At 42.2% G+C, this 15110-nt stretch carries 13 protein-coding genes and 2 tRNA genes; 4 read left to right on the top strand and 11 right to left on the bottom strand.

What is annotated here, in order from left to right:
• Nucleotides 1–22: 22 nt before the first annotated feature.
• From G500_RS0116020 to G500_RS0115990, 6 genes are all read right to left on the bottom strand, one after another.
• Nucleotides 23–907 (bottom strand): RpnC/YadD family protein, encoded by an 885-nt coding sequence (locus tag G500_RS0116020; protein ID WP_027003286.1) that lies wholly within the window; start codon nucleotides 905–907, stop codon nucleotides 23–25.
• Nucleotides 908–1105: 198 nt separating this feature from the next.
• Nucleotides 1106–2008 carry a histone deacetylase family protein gene (locus tag G500_RS0116015; RefSeq protein ID WP_027003285.1) on the bottom strand — a complete coding sequence of 301 codons (903 nt, stop codon included), beginning with the start codon at nucleotides 2006–2008 and terminating at the stop codon, nucleotides 1106–1108.
• Nucleotides 2009–2143: 135 nt separating this feature from the next.
• Nucleotides 2144–2218 (bottom strand) — tRNA-Gln (locus G500_RS0116010).
• Between the two features lie 85 nt (nucleotides 2219–2303).
• A tRNA-Gln gene (locus G500_RS0116005) sits at nucleotides 2304–2375 on the bottom strand.
• A gap of 180 nt (nucleotides 2376–2555) precedes the next feature.
• Complete coding sequence (locus tag G500_RS23855; RefSeq protein ID WP_035757749.1) at nucleotides 2556–4397, bottom strand: 1-deoxy-D-xylulose-5-phosphate synthase; 1842 nt, start codon at nucleotides 4395–4397, stop codon at nucleotides 2556–2558.
• Between the two features lie 276 nt (nucleotides 4398–4673).
• Nucleotides 4674–5264, bottom strand: coding sequence for a hypothetical protein (locus G500_RS0115990; RefSeq protein WP_154657189.1), 591 nt, complete (start codon nucleotides 5262–5264; stop codon nucleotides 4674–4676).
• A 562-nt stretch (nucleotides 5265–5826) separates the two neighbouring features.
• Here G500_RS0115990 and sufB point away from each other — a divergent pair.
• Both sufB and G500_RS23850 read left to right on the top strand, forming a co-directional pair.
• On the top strand, nucleotides 5827–7281 hold the full coding sequence (gene sufB, locus G500_RS0115980) for a Fe-S cluster assembly protein SufB (protein ID WP_027003282.1): 1455 nt from the start codon (nucleotides 5827–5829) through the stop codon (nucleotides 7279–7281).
• 78 nt (nucleotides 7282–7359) lie between these two features.
• On the top strand, nucleotides 7360–8388 hold the full coding sequence (locus tag G500_RS23850; RefSeq protein ID WP_086047937.1) for a DNA-methyltransferase: 1029 nt from the start codon (nucleotides 7360–7362) through the stop codon (nucleotides 8386–8388).
• Here G500_RS23850 and G500_RS0115970 read toward each other — a convergent pair.
• Both G500_RS0115970 and G500_RS25535 read right to left on the bottom strand, forming a co-directional pair.
• Nucleotides 8300–9127, bottom strand: coding sequence for a BglI family type II restriction endonuclease (locus G500_RS0115970; RefSeq protein WP_027003281.1), 828 nt, complete (start codon nucleotides 9125–9127; stop codon nucleotides 8300–8302). The two genes, G500_RS23850 and G500_RS0115970, sit on opposite strands and share 89 nt — an antisense overlap.
• Nucleotides 9124–9354, bottom strand: coding sequence for a helix-turn-helix domain-containing protein (locus G500_RS25535; protein WP_086047936.1), 231 nt, complete (start codon nucleotides 9352–9354; stop codon nucleotides 9124–9126). The genes G500_RS0115970 and G500_RS25535 overlap by 4 nt, the downstream gene beginning before the upstream one ends.
• Nucleotides 9355–9510: 156 nt before the next feature.
• Here G500_RS25535 and amaB point away from each other — a divergent pair, with 156 nt between their 5' ends.
• A complete protein-coding gene (gene amaB / locus G500_RS0115960) occupies nucleotides 9511–11058 on the top strand; it encodes an L-piperidine-6-carboxylate dehydrogenase (protein ID WP_027003280.1) in 1548 nt (515 codons plus the stop codon).
• Between the two features lie 698 nt (nucleotides 11059–11756).
• On the top strand, nucleotides 11757–12434 hold the full coding sequence (ung, locus tag G500_RS0115940; protein ID WP_027003279.1) for a uracil-DNA glycosylase: 678 nt from the start codon (nucleotides 11757–11759) through the stop codon (nucleotides 12432–12434).
• Nucleotides 12435–12512: 78 nt separating this feature from the next.
• On the opposite strand, the gene G500_RS0115935 is transcribed toward ung, so the two are convergent.
• The 3 genes from G500_RS0115935 to G500_RS23840 form a co-directional block, all read right to left on the bottom strand.
• Nucleotides 12513–13301: an SDR family NAD(P)-dependent oxidoreductase gene (locus G500_RS0115935; protein ID WP_027003278.1), complete on the bottom strand. Its 789-nt coding sequence runs from the start codon at nucleotides 13299–13301 to the stop codon at nucleotides 12513–12515.
• 65 nt (nucleotides 13302–13366) lie between these two features.
• A complete protein-coding gene (locus G500_RS0115930) occupies nucleotides 13367–14026 on the bottom strand; it encodes a DUF4159 domain-containing protein (protein WP_051203774.1) in 660 nt (219 codons plus the stop codon).
• Between the two features lie 326 nt (nucleotides 14027–14352).
• The gene (locus G500_RS23840; RefSeq protein WP_051203748.1) at nucleotides 14353–14877 is read right to left on the bottom strand and encodes a hypothetical protein; all 525 of its coding nucleotides are present in this window, start codon (nucleotides 14875–14877) and stop codon (nucleotides 14353–14355) included.
• Nucleotides 14878–15110 lie beyond the last annotated feature (233 nt).

Here is a 15110-nt window from a genome sequence, read left to right as displayed (position 1 = left end):
CAGCCGAATATCACTAATAGCGTTACAATTCTTTGCTCAATTTGCGAACTTCCTCGCTGGATAGCTTCGTGAGTTTGGCGGTTTTCTCAACAGAAAGTCCATCTTGTAAGCAAGAAATCGCTAATTCACGGCGAGCTTTTAACTCACCCGCGCGTTCGCCTTCGAGCTTTCCTTCGAGCTTTCCTTCGAGTTTTCCTTCGAGTTTGCCCTTTTGCAAACCCTGTAAATAAAGGTCATCTTTTTCGATGTCATATCCTATTGTTCCCATATTGCCTAATTGATTTTGAATGATTTTTGGAAGTTTATTGCGCAAACGCGCCAAAACAAGCAACTGCTTGACATACTTATTTAACGCAGTAATATCGGTTTTTAGTTGCGAAAGGCGAAATAAAATTTTACTGATGACTTCTTCCTGCTTTTCTCTCCCAAAATCTGCCAAAACTGCCATAATGACTTCTTCGGCATTTTTAGATTCGATAAATTCTTTATAGGAATAATCTCTGAAAGATTTTAATTGAAAGCCTGTAAAAATTTCTGAAGGCGCAAGGGCAGAGCGCATATTGCTGGGCGTTTCGCCTAAGTAATAAACAATTTGAACAATAGGTTTTTGATACTTCTTTTGTAAGATAGCATGATATTCTTGCATGCGAAGTACCATATTCGGCTCATCTCTTGCTTGAAATTCTAATTGTAGGATAAACTCTTTTTCGTCTTGGGTGGTGATAAGGACTAAAAAATCAGCCTCGCGTTCTAAGGTAGTTTGTAGTTTATCTTTTAATAAAGCGTGTTTTTTGATGTGAAAACCTAACTGTCTTTCTGAAAATTGCAAGATATAGGCTAAGATATTTTCCTTTAAAATTTTATCGTAAAGATTTTGTTCTTTTTGATTAGGTTTTTCGTCTTCCATAAAAGATTTTGTAAGCTAATTAGACCGTGAAGATACAATTTTTTTAAAGACTACTAAATTTTTCTACCCTTTTTATACGTGCTATTTGAGATTTGCCCCATTGATAAGAAAGAGGAGCAGAATATGCCTAACATTTGGGTTATTTTTTAGCATGATAATTTTGGAATTTAACTTTACTACCACAGAGGGGGGGATAGCTCAAAAATAAATCTCTTGCGCCAAGCGGAACGTATTGGCGTGCGCTTCTATGATGTCGGCAATTTTTTCAGAATAGCCGCCGCCCATGCTAATCGCTACGGGGATTTTGTTTTCCTTGCAAGTCTTCAAAACGAATTTATCGCGTGCCTTGCAGCCTGCTAAGGTCAGTGCCAAACGCCCTAACTTATCAGTGGCTAAAACATCAACGCCCGATTGGAAAAAAATAAAGTCAGGATTTTGGGTTTCTAAAAGAAAAGCAAGATTTTTTTCTAATAAATCGAGATAGACCTTGTCGCCTGTGCCATCGGGTAGGGGCAGGTCTAAGTCGGATTTTTCTTTGGGGAGGGGATAATTTTTTTCGCCATGCATAGAAAAAGTAAAAACTTCAGGGCGATTGCTAAAAATTTCGGCTGTACCATTTCCTTGATGCACGTCTAAATCTACGACCAAAATCTTACGCGCCTTTTGCTGGTCTAAAAGAAACTGCGCCGCCACTGCAATATCATTCAAAAGGCAGAAGCCCTCGCCGCGATTGGTAAAGGCATGGTGCGTGCCGCCTGCAATATTCATGCTCACGCCATATTCAAGGGCATAGAGCGTATTTTGGATACTGCCACCCAAAATGCTAAGTTCGCGCTCTACCAAAGCAGGGGTAAGTGGAAAACCGATACGCCTTTCCGCCTGACGGCTTAGGTTCTGTGTCTGCAAATCGTGTAAATAAGCCGCCTGATGCACTGCCAAAACCGCCTCTTGGGTAGCGGCAGTAGGCACAAAAAAGTTATCTTCCTTTACCGTTCCTTCGTGTAGGAGTTGAAGCGGTAGCAGTTCGTACTTTGCCATAGGAAAGCGGTGTCCTTCGGGCAAAGGGTGTGCGTAAGCAGGCTGAAAGGCAATTTTGAGCATAAAAATTAGGCGCAGAGCCGCATTTAGGTCTTGGGTAGGATTCAGAAAGAAAACTGCCGTCGGCTTTTTTTGTTGAAAAAGGGCATAAAAAAAAGCATCTCCGAAGGGAAGATGCTTTTAGAAAAGAAGAATAGTTGGTTGTCCCACGAGGACTCGAACCTCGACCAAATGAACCAAAATCACTCGTTCTGCCAATTAAACTATGGGACAAGAAAGAAGGTGTGTGAAGGTTTTATACCAAAACTTTTCACTAAGATTTTCTGCCGTTAGGAAATGCGTGCTTGTTGTTTTATAGTTGTCCCACGAGGACTCGAACCTCGACCAAATGAACCAAAATCACTCGTTCTGCCAATTAAACTATAGGACAATAAAACTAAGGTAGAAAATCGTTTCTTTCTCTTTTGAAATCTTGTTTGAAGTGCTTGCCTTCAAACGTGCCACAAAGGTATCACCTTTTTTTGAACCTTGCAAATGCAGAACTGATTTTTTTTAAAAAAAGTTGCAGAAGGGCGGCTTTTTTCGCGAAAAAGCCTCTTTTTCAAGCCTTTTAAAGGCTGAAAAAAGTTTTGATTTGTGTGGCAAGACTGCTCGCATCTAAGTTGCAATGGTGCAACTGTGCCTCTGTGCTGCCCTGTCCGACAAAGGCATCAGCGATGGCAACAATTTGAAAAGCAACCCGACAAAGTGCAGGATTCTGTTTTTTGCATTTTTCTACCCACTGCAAAATGGCTGCTCCCACGCCGCCTATGTAGGTGTTTTCTTCTACAATTAAAATCTTTTCGTATTGGGGTATGATTTCCAAAAGCCACGCTTCATCTAAGGGCTTTGCAAATCGTAAATGGTAGTGTGCAATTTGAGAAAATTCTATATGATTATTTTCTTGATTATCTTCTTGATTATCAAGCATTTGTATTGCCTTTTGTGCCTGATGCGCAATCGCTCCGAAAGAAAAAATGGCAAAAGTCTTTCCTGCCCTCAAAAGTCTGCCTCTGCCAAGCTCGATGGGCGGTGATGCCGCTTCAAGTTCCCAAGTGGGTATCTTTCCGCGCGGATAGCGAATGGCGATAGTCTGATTGAGAGGCGTTTCGGCTGCCCATTCTAAAAATTGCGCTAATTCTGTACCGTCGGCAGGAGCAGCCAAGATAAGATTGGGAATAGGGAGCAGAAAAGCGACATCAAAAACCCCTTGATGCGTTGCGCCATCATTGCCCACAAGCCCTGCCCTATCGATACAAAAAACAACTTTGAGATTTTGCAGACAGACATCGTGAATGAGTTGGTCGTAGGCTCTTTGTAGGAAAGTGGAATAGATGACACAGAAGGGCAGTCCTCCTGCGGCGGCTATTCCTGCGGCGAAGGTTACGGCGTGTTGTTCGGCAATGCCTACATCAAAGCAGCGGTCTGGAAAGGCTTTTTGCACTTCGCGCAAAGAAGAACCCGTCGCCATAGCAGGGGTAATGACGACTATTTTTTCATTTTTTTGTGCTAATTTTAAAAGCGTATCGCCTACTACATCTTGATACTTTTTTGTTTTTTCGGCAGGTAGGATTTCAAAGTTTTGGCTATCAAAAGAGCTGGGTGCGTGCCAAAAGATGCGGTCTTGGGCGGCAGCTGGTACGCCTTTCCCTTTTTCAGTTTTGCAATGCAAGACCTGTAAGCCCCCTTTTTGGCGATAAGCCGAAAATATTTCGAGCAAAGTTTCCAAATGATGTCCATCTATCCCGCCCTGATAGGGTAGGTCTAAGACTGTAAAAAGGTTTTCTCTTGTTGGTTTTGTACCAAATTTTTGATTTTTATTTTGCTCAAAAATTGTATTCAAATGCGAAACCAAGACCCCTACATTTTCGTCAATCGACATGCCGTTGTCGTTTAGCACAATCAAAATATTCAGATGTGGGTAGCGTCCTATGTTGTTAAGGGCTTCGAAGGGCAGCCCTGCCGTTAGTGCGCCATCACCGATAAGGGCAATATGAAAATTCTTTTTCCGCGCCAAAAAATGGGCTTGCGCCATGCCCAATATCGCCGAAAGGGAAGTGGAGGAGTGTCCCGTTCCGAAGGCATCATATTCCGATTCGTTGCGCGAGGGAAAACCTGCCAAGCCTCCCCATTGGCGGTTGGTGTGAAATTGTGCCTGCCTGCCTGTGAGCAATTTGTGTGCATACGCCTGATGTCCTACATCAAAAATAAAGGTATCTTGGGGCGCGTCAAAAACGGTATGCAGAGCCGTAATGAGTTCTACTGCACCCAAACTTGCGCCCAAATGCCCCCCATTTTGCGCCACTTGTGCAATGATTTCTTGCCGCAGTTCAGTACAAATTTGTTGCAACTGGGGTAGGGTGTAACTTTTTAAATCTTTCGGACTTTGGATAGAAGGCAGTAACTTTTTCAAGGTTCAAAGGCTTTCGATAGAAATGTAAGAACAAGGCGGTCTTGCTCGAAGTGAGCGAGATAGATAAAAGAGATAGATAAAAGAGGGAGATAAAGAGAGTGTTCAGACCCAAATCTGATTCAGTCCAAATTTTATTTCGTTTTAGCTTCGACAAGGCAAGGATTTTTTAGAACGAAGCATCAGCAGGTCAGTGCATAGCTATCCTAAAACAAAAACCTTCAAGTAAAGTTTTGGGATTACTTGAAGGCTTTTTTTGATGACAAAAAGGAAGGCGATTTATTTTGCCTGCAAATCGTTATAGACGGCATCGAGCTTGGCTTCGATAAGGTTTTCAAAGTTTGCATTTTGCATGTCAGGGCGGTAGAGGTCGCCCATTTTATTACCTACCAAATCTTTGAAGTCGTTTAGATTGAGTTGTGTTTTGAGTGCTTCTAAGGCTTTGTTGCGCTCGAAGGTAAGGGTGCGGACTTCTTGTTTTTCTTTGCCTTCTACTGTGGCATTGACAAGAGCGGTAACCGTTACTTTTTCTAAGTTGGTGTGGATAAAGGTGCGATACGCCACTTTGAGCAGGTCTATTTTGATGGTCTTTTCAATATACGCTGCATCTGCCGAGTTGGGAACGTTGGAAGTAACCTCTACTTGGTCTTGTCCCTTGACCTGATAGGTGGCATAGTCGCCGATGTCGGTCATCATGGCTTCTAAGTTGGGAAATTGAGTAGGAGGCTGCATTTGGTTTGTCGTGCTATCTACGGCAAGGCTATCTGTATTGGTTTCGGTGTTTTGGGCAGATTTGTTTTCGCAGGCGTAGAAAAAGAAAGACGAGAGTAAAATGGCGAAAGCGAAAGTCGTGTATTTCAAAAACTTCATATAGGGAACGTTTTGGGGTAAAAATAAGAGCAGAAGGGCAAGCAATTACCATCAAAAGAAAAGAGAAGTGAGGATTTTGCGTAAAAGCTACACAAAACTAACAGCCGTGATTTTTAGGCTTAAATTCTTCTTTTTCAACTGCAAAAGTAATAGCTTTATTTCAAACTTTGGCACAAAAGCACCATAAAGCCGCTTTTTTTTCGCTAAAAAACGACCAATGCTATCAAAGGTTCGTCTAAAAATGCCAAATGCCACCAAAAGCAGAGGCGGCTTTTTTGAAAATAGCCCTTTGGGGAAAGCCTTTTGTAGGCAGAAAAAAAGCCGTAGCGTGCTTAAATTCCAACCTTTTGACGAAAAAAAACGCCCCTCAAACATTTTTCTATGAAAAAGGTTGTATCTTTGTAGCGAGCTATTTAGACTTATTTTAAATAGCAACTTTCTTTTCGCCCTTGCCTAAGCGACATCGAGTTTGGGTTTGTTTCGCAAAGGGCGTACCTTGTTTTAATTTGAAAGCAAGTATGGGCTTGCTTTATTTTCCATTCCTCTCCCCTCTCCTTGTATCATGGCAGAAAACAATCAAGAGCAGGATATTCTACAAGAAATCACAGAATCAGAATATAAATACGGCTTCGTAAGCAACATCGAGTCTGAAAAGGCAATTAAGGGGCTTACCGAAGACACCATACGCTTTATTTCGGCAAAAAAAGAAGAACCCGAATGGCTTTTAGAATGGCGTTTGGCGGCTTTTCGCAAGTGGCAGACGATGAAGTCGCCAGAATGGGCGAATGTAAAATTTCCGACCATCAACTATCAGGACATTATTTACTATGCTGCGCCTAAGCAAAAGGTCAATCCCAAGAGTTTAGACGAACTCGACCCCGAACTCTTGGCTACTTTTGAAAAGTTGGGGATTCCGCTCAATGAGCAGAAAAGGCTTTCGGGCATTGCCGTAGATGCGGTAATTGATAGCGTTTCTGTGGCGACGACTTTCAAAGAAAAGTTGGCAGAGTTGGGCATTATTTTTTGCTCTTTTAGTGAGGCGGTAAAAAATCACCCCGATTTGGTGCGCCAATATTTGGGTTCGGTAGTGCCTGTGCAAGATAACTACTTTGCGGCTCTCAATTCGGCAGTATTCAGCGACGGTTCGTTTTGTTACATTCCGAAGGGGGTGCGCTGTCCGATGGAGCTATCCACTTATTTTCGCATCAATGAAGCCAACACAGGACAATTTGAGCGCACGCTTATCGTAGCCGACGAAAGTTCTTATGTTTCGTATTTGGAAGGCTGCACTGCCCCCATGCGCGACGAAAACCAACTTCATGCGGCAGTGGTAGAAATTTTTGCCCATAAAAACGCGGAAGTGAAATATTCTACCGTACAAAATTGGTATCCGGGCGATAAAAATGGCAAGGGCGGCATCTATAATTTCGTAACCAAGCGCGGCATCTGTTTTGGCGAACGTTCTAAAATCTCTTGGACGCAGGTAGAAACAGGCTCGGCGATTACTTGGAAATACCCTTCTTGCATTTTGAAGGGCGACTATTCAGTAGGCGAATTTTATTCTGTTGCCGTTACGAAAAACCGTCAGCAGGCGGATACAGGCACAAAAATGATTCACATTGGAAAGAATACCAAAAGCCGTATCGTTTCGAAAGGTATTTCGGCAGGTTTTAGCCAAAATTCCTATCGCGGTTTGGTGCAGGTGATGAAGCGTGCTGAAAACGCGCGTAACTTTTCCCAGTGCGATTCTCTCCTTATCGGCGACAAATGTGGCGCACACACTTTCCCCTACATAGAGGTAGAAAATAGCAGTAGCACCGTAGAACACGAAGCCACTACTTCAAAAATTGGTGAAGACCAAATTTTCTATTGCAACCAGCGCGGTATCGGCACAGAAGAAGCCGTTGCACTTATTGTCAATGGTTACTGCAAAGAAGTCCTCAATAATCTACCGATGGAATTTGCCGTAGAAGCCCAAAAACTACTCGCCATCTCGCTCGAAGGCAGCGTAGGGTAAGTTTTTTTGGGGTTTTGGAAGTATGAAAAAGACTAATAGTTTGGAAGCTATTAGTCTTTTAGATTTAAAAACAAAATTATGATATACTTTGAAATAAACCAAGTTTATCAAGGCTTATCGGAAAATTTGTTGCAACAAATTGAACCAGAAAGCATTTCTTGTAGTGTTTGGTCGCCTCCTTATCATTTGGGAAAAGAATACGAAAGAAATCAGACGTTTGAAGAGTGGAAAGAAATGTTACGAAAAGTAATTGCTTTACATTTTCCCATTCTAAAAAAAGGTGGATTTATGGTGGTAAATATTGCCGATATTCTTTGTTTCGCCGATGAAACGATGCCTAAAATTCAAATGCCTAATCCTTCAAAGCATAAAGTATTATTGAGTAAGGAAGACATTTTGGCTGTAAAGATGCAAAATCCAAGTTGGAATAAGTATGAGCTGGCAAAACATTTTGGGTGTAGCGAACAAACGATTGATAGGCGTTTGAACGGCAATAATATTCGTGGTGGAAAATATTTGACACAAACAAGAGTAGAATTAGTAGGGCAATACATTCAGCAATTCGCACAAGAAGCGAACTTATATTTGTATGACCGTCGAATTTGGAAAAAAGATGCAAGCTGGCATAATTCACGTTGGATATCTAATTCTTATCGTTCTGTAGATGAGTTTGAGTATCTCTACATTTTTTGGAAAGCGGGCGAAACGGTTATCAACAGAGATAAGTTAAGTCAAAAAGAATGGACAGAATGGGGGAGTCGGGCAGTTTGGGAATTTCCTTCGGTACGTGCCAACGACGAGCATGAGGCGATGTTTCCTTTGGAACTACCCCTGCGTTGTATCAAACTATTAACGGAAAAAAATGATACGGTATTAGACCCTTTCATGGGCAGTGGTACGACGGCTTTGGCGTGTCTGCAAACAGAGCGGAATTTTATAGGCATTGAAAAAGAAGAGAAATATGTGGCTTTGGCGCAAGCCAAAATTACAAGTTATCAACAAGGGAGGAACAACCTATTTAACGAAAACGAATCTCAAAACCCTTTTCTGAAAAAACAATCTTTTGACAACGCCATTTTGCAATTTGAGCCAAAGGATTTAACTTGATGCGAGTCCGTTTATGGGCGGAGGTCAAAATATCTTTGCCGGGAGTCAGCAATCCTTTTGTGTTTTTTGCATAATGCAAACTGTCAAACATCAGCAAGCCATTTGGGACACAAATCATTTCTAAATAATCCAAAGGCTGATTTCCTAAATCGATAACCTTGTACACACATTTCAGATAAAAAGTAAGTGTGATAAAAACCTTGTTATCAATTAGATAAAACGGTGGAAGTTCAGGCTGAAATTCCATAGCCTTTGAAGAGCCTTGTACCAATACTTTCGAATTAAAAACACCATTTTCATCTATAAAAAGTCCATCTCCTGAAACTTGATTAGGACTCGATACCACTTCGTCTGTGTTGTCAGTCGGTCCCGTAGATTTGATGTCCATCTGTACAAAAGCAGATTCACTCACAAAACGAATGTCGTGTCCGTAAGGCAAGCCTACGAAACGGATATTATCAAAAATTTCTACAATAATTTTGTAAAGATAGGCATCTAATACCTTTTCTCCTACCTCACCCCAAGGCAAAGATTTTCCACTTGGTTTATGTCCTCTCTGACGAGGTGCATAGCGAAACCAAAAATCTCGCAATGCAATCGTTTTATCAAAATCTTGTTTTATTTTTAAGGCATTATCACATAATCCTTTTAAAATACTTTCTGTATAAATTTTTTCAAGATTAATTATTTGAGATATATCTTGAATTAAAGACTGACGAATAGAATTGTAGTTTTTCATATTTCAACTTCTTCAAAGAAAAAATCTAAGCTGCAATGATAAATTTTAGAAAATTTTATCAAATCAATAACATCAACCGTTCGCTCTCCTTGTTCACACTTGGAAACAAAAGACTGCGGTTTGCCTAATTTTTGAGCAACCTCTACCTGTGTCAAGCCTGCTTGTTCTCTTGCCAGATTTAATCTGACTAAAAATTGTTGATAAGGTTTTGAGTGTAAAGTTCGCATACGGCAAAATTATATCCTAAAAAAGAATATACCATATTAGGATATTTTTCCTGCTTTCTTACACGCTTTTCCACTTCCCCCTTTCCCATTTTTTTCGTACCTTTGCGACATCTCTATTTTTCCCACTTTGCTACTAATTTATCCCCTCTATACAATATGGAAACCCTTGCACCTACCGCAATTAGCGAAATGTTAGAAACTTTGGGCATCAAAGCCATCAATCCTGCCTATTCTACAGGGTTGGAATGGGGCAGCACCACCGAAAAACGCGCGACGCGCGAAGTCTTTTCGCCTGCTGATGGTGAAAAAATCGCCTCTGTGCGCTTGGCACTGCCTTCCGACTACAAGCACGTCATTGAAACGGCAAAGGCGGCGTTCCCTATCTGGCGTGCGATGCCTGCCCCTAAGCGCGGCGAAATTGTGCGCCAAATTGGTGAGGCTTTGCGCCAATACAAAGAGCCGTTGGGCAAGTTGGTTACCTATGAGATGGGCAAAATCTATCAGGAAGGCTTAGGCGAAGTACAAGAAATGATAGATATTTGCGATTTTGCCGTCGGACTTTCACGCCAACTCTACGGACTCACGATGCACTCTGAACGCCCAAACCACCGCATGTACGAGCAGTATCACCCGCTTGGTATCGTGGGTATCATTTCGGCTTTTAACTTTCCTGTGGCGGTATGGTCTTGGAACGCGATGTTAGCAGCCGTCTGTGGCGACGTGTGCGTGTGGAAACCTTCTGAAAAAACGCCCCTTACCGCCATTGCTTGTCAGCATATTATTGCTGATGTTTTGCGCCGCAATAACCTACCCGAAGGTATTTTTTCTATCATTATCGGTGACGCTGAAATCGGAAAATTGATGGCAGAAGACAAAAATGTGCCGCTGGTTTCTGCCACAGGCTCTACTCGCATGGGCAAAGCCGTAGGCGAAATTGTGGGCAAGCGTTTGGGACGCTCCCTCTTGGAATTAGGGGGCAACAACGCCATCATCATCACGCCTAATGCCGATATAGAAATGGCTATCCGCGCGACTGTCTTTGGCGCAGTAGGCACTTGCGGACAGCGTTGTACCACTACGCGCCGCCTTATCGTACACAAAGACGTGTATGAAACAGTCAAGGAGCGTTTGGTAAAAATTTATGCCTCTTTGCGTATCGGCAATCCTTTGGAAAGCAGCACTTTGGTCGGTCCCCTGATTGATGCAGAGGCTGTGGCAATGTTTAAAAAGGCACTTGAAAAAGTGCAAGCCGAAGGTGGAAAATTGATAACAGGCGGCGAAATTTTAGACCAAAAAGGAAACTATGTCAAGCCTGCTATTGTAGAAGCACAAAATCACTATGAAATGGTGCAAGAGGAAACTTTCGCGCCCATTTTGTACTTATTAAAGTATGAAGGTAGTGTAGAGCAGGCTATCGATATTCAAAATGATGTCAAACAAGGCTTGTCTTCTTCTATCTTTACTGCCAATATGCACGAAGCTGAAACCTTCTTGGCGGCTTGGGGGTCAGATTGTGGCATTGCCAACGTCAATATCGGGACTTCGGGTGCAGAAATTGGGGGTGCTTTTGGTGGTGAAAAAGAAACGGGCGGCGGTAGAGAATCGGGTTCAGATTCTTGGAAAGTCTATATGCGCCGTCAAACCAATACCATCAACTACGGCAAAGACCTACCTTTGGCACAAGGAATTGAGTTTAATGTATAATTTTATTTGGGTACAAAATCGTATCTAAATCATAAACAAAAGAACCTTTCACTTCGCCCTCACTCGCCGCTCTTTGGCGTTGTTACAACGGTCAGAAGGTCAAAAAACGGGGTTTTGAACTTCGCACAAACCTGCTGAACCCCCACCCTGCCCTCCCCCCATAGGGGAGGGTTCGAAAACCAAATCATTTTTTTTGCATTTATGCAAAAAAAATGATGCCGAATCAAAGCCCCTCCCTTTGGGGCAGTGATGTTAAATTCTAAAAATCAAATGCAAATGTAGGGACAAGGCACTGCCTTGTCCGCAGTGAGATTGAAATAAAAAAGGATTTTCAGACCCAAAAATAGGGGTCAGTCCAAATTTTATTTCGTGTCAAATTTGAAAAAACAAGGCTTTTTACAGAACTTAACATTACTGCCCCATAGGGGAGGGTTCGAAAACCAAATCATTTTTTTTGTATTTATGCAAAAAAAATGATGCCGAATCAAAGCCCCTCCCTTTGGGGGAGGGGTTTGGGGTGGGGTGCATTTAAGACTTTTATCGTTGCAACAACGCCCGCTCTTTGTGTTCCCACAAATGACTGACTTGAAGGGCAGTATCCTACCCACGATTGAGAATCAGCCTTTGAAACCCTCAATCGTGGTTCTTTTTTGATATAAAAAAAATACAATTTTTATCTTATCTCAAAATTCTGTTTTATGAACGAATCGCCCAAACCGCTTGATGTAAAAATGGAAGCCTCTTGGAAGGCAGTGCTTCAAGCCGAATTTGAAAAGGATTATTTTCATCAACTAACCGAATTTGTCCGAAAGGAATACCAAACCGAAACCATTTATCCTCCTGCCAAACTCATCTTTCATGCCTTTGAAAAGACTCCCTTCGAGCAGGTGCGTGTCGTTATTTTGGGACAAGACCCCTACCATGGCGCAGGACAGGCACAAGGGCTTAGTTTTTCGGTGAACGAGGGCGTGTCCATTCCGCCTTCTTTGCGCAATATTTTCAAAGAAGTACAAGCCAATTTTGGGGGTACAATTCCCAAATCGGGCAATTTAGAACGTTGGGCAGAGCAAGGCGTACTTTTGCTCAACGCCGTCTTGACGGTACGCGCTGCCAAACCTGCTTCGCACCAGAAAAAAGGTTGGGAAGTCTTTACTGATGCCGTTATCAAAGCCTTATCCGAACAAAAAGAAGGCGTAGTTTTTATGCTTTGGGGCAAATATGCCCAAGATAAAGGCAGAGTAATTGATACAAAAAAACATTTAGTTTTAAATGCACCGCACCCTTCGCCTATGGCACAAGGCTTTTTGGGTTGTGAACATTTTAAAATGGCAAATGCGTATTTGGCACAAAGAAACGAAAAAGAAATTGTTTGGTAGTTTTAATGATTTTAGTTAGAATTGGCTTTCAAATTTTAAAATAAGGATAAGATAGCCTCTTATCCTTATTTTTTACGCCTATTTTTTCATCACAATTTTAGAGATTTTGGTTACAAGGCTACGCGGCACAAAGCGCGAAGTGTTGGCTAAAATAAAATTGACTGCCCCATGAATCGCGACGGCATCACCTGCTTGCAGGCGTTCATAGCCGTATTGTGCTACTTCTTTGGCGGTAGGCAATTTTTTCCCCTTGACCAAATTGCTATCTTGGGCTTCGGCGTTTTTGAAAAATTCGCTTTCAGTAGGACCGGGGCAGAGTGCCGTAATCGTTACGCCTGTACCTTCCAATTCGGCAGCGAGGGCTTCTGAAAAGCTAAGGACGTAGGCTTTTGTCGCAAAATAAACACTCATATAAGGACCGGGCTGGAAGGCGGCAATAGAGGCGACGTTCAAAATTTTGCCTTTTCGATTGCTTATCATTTGGGGCAGAAAAAGGTGCGTTAGGTGCGTCAGCGTTTGGATATTGAGTTGTATCATATCGGCTTGTTTTTGCCATTGGCTTTCGTGAAACGCGCCATAATCGCCAAAACCTGCATTATTGACCAAATAATCTATCGTCAGATTAGCACTTTGGCAGGCTTCAAAAAGTAGCGTGGCACTTTCTGGCAGGCTTAAATCGTAGGCAAAGACCCAAGTTTTGATGCCTTTGGCAGCGGATAGCTCTTGGGCTAAGGCTTCTAATTTGCTTTTGGTGCGTGCTACCAAGACCAAATCATATCCATTTTGGGCAAATATTTTGGCAAATTCCAAACCTATGCCCGTAGATGCACCTGTGATAAGGACTGTTTTTGGCTCTCTTGTATTCATTTTTTTGATTTTGAAGGTGGGGTTTTGAAAAGCATTTGAAGGCTCAAATCCTACTTTTTTCTCCGCTATTGGGCTTGTGTAAAGGCGTAGAGAATGAGGTTTGCGCCCATTTTGAGGGCTTCTTGTCGGATTTCTTCGGGGTCGTTATAGATGATTTGGTCTTCCCAACCGTTTCCTAAATCCGATTCATAAGAATAAAAACAGACCAGCCTACCTTGATAAAGCAACCCAAAACCTTGTGGTGCTTTTCCTTCATGCTCGTGAACTTTTGGCAAGCCGTTGGGAAACTTATATTTGAGTTGGTAAATGGGGTGCGAAAAAGGGAGTTCTACTAATTCGAGTTCGGGGAAAACTTTTTTGAGTTCGGTACGGATAAATTTATCCATGCCGTAATTGTCGTCTATGTGCAGAAAGCCCCCTGAAATGAGGTAGCGGCGCAGGTTTGCCGCCTCGTCGGGTGAAAAAACAACATTGCCATGCCCTGTCATGTGGATAAAGGGGTAGAGAAAAATGTCGGGGCTGCCCACTTCTACTACTTCTTCGTCAGGTTCGATGTTTGTACCTAAATTTTTGTTACAAAAAGCAATCAGATTAGGCAAAGAAGTTTTATTCGCATACCAATCGCCCCCCCCATTGTAGCGCAATTTGGCAATTTTATAGCTATATTTTTGTGGTGAAAGGGCAAAATGCGCTTCGCTCGAAAGTGGCAGCAGCCAGCAGAGCATTAGAAAAAAACAAACTAAAATTTGCTTTTGGAAGTTGCTTTTTTTTATCATATTTAGAATAATCATAGGACAAGATTTTTGAGGCGCGTGAGTTGAAGTTCTAAAAATTAGGTGTAAAATGTAGAGAAAATGTAGAGAAAAGACATTGCCTTTTCCGCAGTGAGAGGAAACGAAAAGGGAATGACCCCACCCTGCCCTCCCCCAAAGGGAGGGTTTCAAAACCAAATTTTATTTCGTTCCAAATTTGAAAATACACTTATCTGTGCCGACCTTATCTGTGTCGACACAAATGCGGCAGACCAAGACCTGCCAATATGCCCACAAATTTAATAAATTTTGATGCGTTCGTGCAAAGTATCTTCCAAAAAGTGGTGTAGCGTAAAGGTTTGCTCTACGCCTAATTTTTGTCCGAACTGCCCGATAAGGTACAAGCCAAAAGCCGCTCCGCCCAAAAGAGGCAGCAGCCACAAAAGACGCGCGTCGTCGTTCAAACTCCAATTTGAAAATCCGACCATAGAAACAAAAAGAGCCAAAACCCCCAATGCGCCATAACAGAACATAAAAAAAGTCCAAATGTTTGGGCTTGGTCCGTATAGCCCCCGAATGACGGTGCGCCCTTCGGGGTCTTCTTCGTCTTGCTCGATGGTCAGGGCAAGTTGTGGCGACCAAAAGTGTTGGTCTTCGGGTTTTATTTTGATAACAAAATGATTTTCAGGCAGATAGATACCCATGCAGCGCGAATCTTCCTGTTTGGAACGCTCTTTCAAAACCGTTTTAAGTTGGGCAATGACCTCTGTGGCAGGCTGCGAAAAGTGCCTGCGAAAGCGGGGACGTAGGCGAAAACTTGTCATGGCAGAATTTTGTTTGGTGTGTGTTGCTTTTTTTAGGTAAAGATACCAAAAAAAAGTAAGTTCTTGCTATTTTGCAGGTTTTATTTTGTAGGATAGCAATGAAAAAAGCCCTCTCTGGCACTTTTCCAAACAAAATCCTATCACAAAGGCGTTTTGAGAGAAATTGTAGAAAAGTGCCGATTTGAGTCTTTCGATTTTAAAATGTCTGATTTGAACCTCAATAGGTAAAATTT

Origin of the sequence: Hugenholtzia roseola DSM 9546 (genome assembly GCF_000422585.1) — a bacterium.
Taxonomy (GTDB): Bacteria; Bacteroidota; Bacteroidia; order Cytophagales; family Bernardetiaceae; genus Hugenholtzia; species Hugenholtzia roseola.
The sequence above is the reverse complement of the archived record's forward strand: the minus strand, read 5'-3'. Positions and strand labels throughout refer to the sequence as shown.